At 58.9% G+C, this 3,045-nt stretch carries 4 protein-coding genes; all 4 read left to right on the top strand.

Features of this window, described 5'->3' with window-relative positions:
• On the top strand, positions 1-588 hold a 588-nt coding region (locus VGP75_RS16970), incomplete at its 5' end, for a 5-bromo-4-chloroindolyl phosphate hydrolysis family protein (protein WP_327544783.1).
• Positions 588-1,778, top strand: coding sequence for a toxic anion resistance protein (locus VGP75_RS16975; protein WP_327544784.1), 1,191 nt, complete (start codon positions 588-590; stop codon positions 1,776-1,778). The genes VGP75_RS16970 and VGP75_RS16975, both read left to right, overlap by 1 nt.
• 6 nt (positions 1,779-1,784) lie before the next feature.
• Positions 1,785-2,750: a DUF2927 domain-containing protein gene (locus VGP75_RS16980; RefSeq protein ID WP_327544785.1), complete on the top strand. Its 966-nt coding sequence runs from the start codon at positions 1,785-1,787 to the stop codon at positions 2,748-2,750.
• Between the two features lie 44 nt (positions 2,751-2,794).
• Positions 2,795-3,045: SPFH domain-containing protein (locus VGP75_RS16985; RefSeq protein WP_327544786.1), on the top strand; the 251-nt coding region annotated here is incomplete at its 3' end.

A 3,045-nucleotide genomic window follows, 5' to 3' on the forward strand; every position in this document is an offset into this window, starting at 1 on the left:
GCACTCACAGGGGTGGGCGTGACCATCGCGGCCTATACGGGTGACAGCGGCGCGATTGGCGCCGTCCTCTACGGGATCGCCGCGGCTGGTCTGCATACCGCGACCTTCGGGATTGACCCGATGACGGACAAGCGCATGGAAGGGATCGACAGCTTTCAGCAAGACCGCGTCGCCCGCGTTGTCGATCAGGCCGAGGCGCATCTGGACGTCATGAAACGCCAGATCGAGACTGTCTCCGACCGCCGCCTGACAGAACGCGTCGAGGATTTTCAGGTGATCGCCCGCCGCATGATCCGCACCGTTGAGGAAGACCCGCGTGACCTGACCGGTGCGCGCAAATTCCTCGGCGTTTATTTGATGGGCGCACGGGACGCGACACTCAAGTTCGTCGATCTTTACAACCGTAACAAAGACGCCGATGCCCGCGCCGCCTATGAGGCGCTGCTGGATGATCTTGAACAGAATTTTGCTGCACGCACCGACAAGATGATGCTCGATGACCGCAGCGATATGGATATTGAAATTAATGTACTGCGTGACCGCCTCCAGCGTGAGGGCGTCAATTTGAAAACGAAAGGGAACGACTAATGTCTGAAACGATCCGCCAAAAGGCTGAAGCCGCGCTTGCCGAAGTTGAAAAAATCACCGCTGTTGTTCTGCCTGAACCCAAGAGTGAACTCATCACGCTTGAGGCCGCAGACGCTCCAACCAGCGCCGAGATCCAGAAACGTGTGGCCGAGATCAATATCGCAGACACCAATTCCATTGTGTCTTTCGGCTCCTCGGCACAGGCCGAATTGCAGGTCATCAGCCAATCCATGCTGGCAGGCGTGCGCAACAAGGACGTAGGCCCCGCGGGTGACAGCCTGCGCAATATCGTGACCACGATCCGCGGGTTTTCGATCTCGGAACTGGATGTGCGCCGCAAGCGCAGCTGGTGGGAAAAGCTCTTGGGCCGTGCCGCACCCATGGCAAAGTTCGCCGCCCGTTTCGAAGAAGTCCAAGGCCAGATCGACCATATCACCGATGATCTTCTCAAGCATGAACATGTGCTGCTCAAAGACATCGAAAGCCTTGATATGCTTTATGACAAGACCCTGCAATTCTATGATGAACTGGGTCTTTATATCGCAGCAGGCGAAGCCAAGATCGCCGATCTGGACGCCACGACAATCCCCGCCAAAGAGGCCGAGGTGCAGGCCGCCGCCGAAGAACAGGCCGTGATGAAAGCGCAGGAACTGCGCGATCTGCGCGCGGCGCGCGATGATCTGGAACGCCGTGTGCATGACCTCAAACTGACGCGCCAGGTCACAATGCAATCCTTGCCGTCGATCCGTCTGGTGCAGGAAAACGACAAGTCTCTGGTGACCAAGATCAACTCAACCTTGGTGAACACGGTGCCACTGTGGGAAACCCAACTGGCGCAGGCGGTGACGATCCAGCGCTCTACGGAAGCGGCAGAGGCGGTGCGTGACGCCAATGATCTGACCAATGAATTGCTGAAAGCCAACGCCGAGAACCTGCGGCAGGCCAACCGCACCATCCGCGAGGAAATGGAACGCGGTGTCTTTGACATCAACGCAGTGAAAGCGGCCAACGCCAACCTGATTGCCACGATCAATGAAAGCCTCGAGATTGCCGACGAAGGCAAGCGCAAGCGCGCCGAGGCCGAGGTCGAGTTGCAGAAGATGGAGCAGGAGCTGAAAGAAACCCTTGCCTCCGCCAAGGCGCGCAAAACCGGCACAGGCGACACCATCGGCACCGCGACAGGCCGCTAAAAGGCTATGATGATCGGGGGTATCACACGGCGTCTTGCGATGCTCGTCCTTGCGACGGGTGTCATGGGGTGCCAGTTGATGACACCTCCGGTCACGACACCCGCACCGCCGCCACCGGTGACGGCCCCCACGCCCGACCCGACCCCCGTTGTCACAACCCCCAGTCAGGCCAGCAAGGATCTGGCGGTCTATTATGGCCGTTTGCAAAACGATCTTCTGAACCAAGGCCTGATGCGGGGTGATGGAGGCGGGACGGATACGCCGTTCACAGATACCCAACTCGCGCGCAACTTTGTGCGCATCGCGCTTTTCAACGAATACCGCGACGACAGTGATTTCCTGATACCACAGGTCACAGTTTCCAAACTACGCCGCTGGACGACCCCGATCCGCATGTCGGTGGAATTCGGTGATACCGTCCCCCTCGCCCAGCGCGATGCAGATCTGGCCAGTGTAAGCGCCTATGCCGCGCGCCTGTCACGTGTCACAGGCGTGCCGATCGAGATCACTGACCAGAACCCCAATTTCCGCGTGCTTTTTCTGGGTGAGGACGACCGCCGCGCCTATGGTCCACGCCTGCGCGCCCTGATCCCAAATATTTCGGACGCGACCGTGCGCACCTTCGTAAACCTGCCCCGCGACCAGCTTTGCCTTGTGATCGGCACTTTCGCCCCCGGCCGGTCCAACTATACCAAAGCCGTCGCGATGATCCGCGCCGAACACCCCAGCCTGATGCGCAGTGCCTGTATCCACGAGGAATTGGCCCAAGGCATGGGACTTGCCAACGACAGCCCGCAAGCGCGCCCCTCGATTTTTAATGACGACGAAGAATTCGCGCTGCTGACCGAACACGACGAACTCTTGTTGCGGATGCTCTATGACCCGCGCCTGCAAACCGGCATGGACCCTGCGACAGCCGCCCCTATTGCGCGTATGCTTGCGCGTGAATACCTCTCACCTGGACAAAGCTAACCGGATGCGCCGCGTCCCAACCACCTAACGACGGAGACCATACCATGGGCATTTTCGATTTTCTGACCGGTGAATTCATTGACGTCATCCATTGGACCGACAACACCCGCGACACCATGGTCTGGCGGTTCGAGCGTGAGGGCCATGAGATCAAATACGGTGCCAAGCTGACGGTACGTGAAGGTCAGGCGGCGGTCTTTGTCCACGAAGGCCAGTTGGCCGATGTCTTCACCCCCGGTCTGTACATGTTGGAAACCAACAACATGCCGATCATGACGACCCTGCAACATTGGGA

This window comes from Yoonia sp., from assembly GCF_036007805.1.
Taxonomy (GTDB): domain Bacteria; phylum Pseudomonadota; class Alphaproteobacteria; order Rhodobacterales; family Rhodobacteraceae; genus Yoonia.

Bases quoted from the DNA above. Each gene is read 5' to 3' on its own strand.
- VGP75_RS16975 (WP_327544784.1), top strand. From the start codon at position 588: ATGTCTGAAACGATCCGCCAAAAGGCTGAAGCCGCGCTTGCCGAAGTT.
- VGP75_RS16980 (WP_327544785.1), top strand. From the start codon at position 1,785: ATGATGATCGGGGGTATCACACGGCGTCTTGCGATGCTCGTCCTTGCG.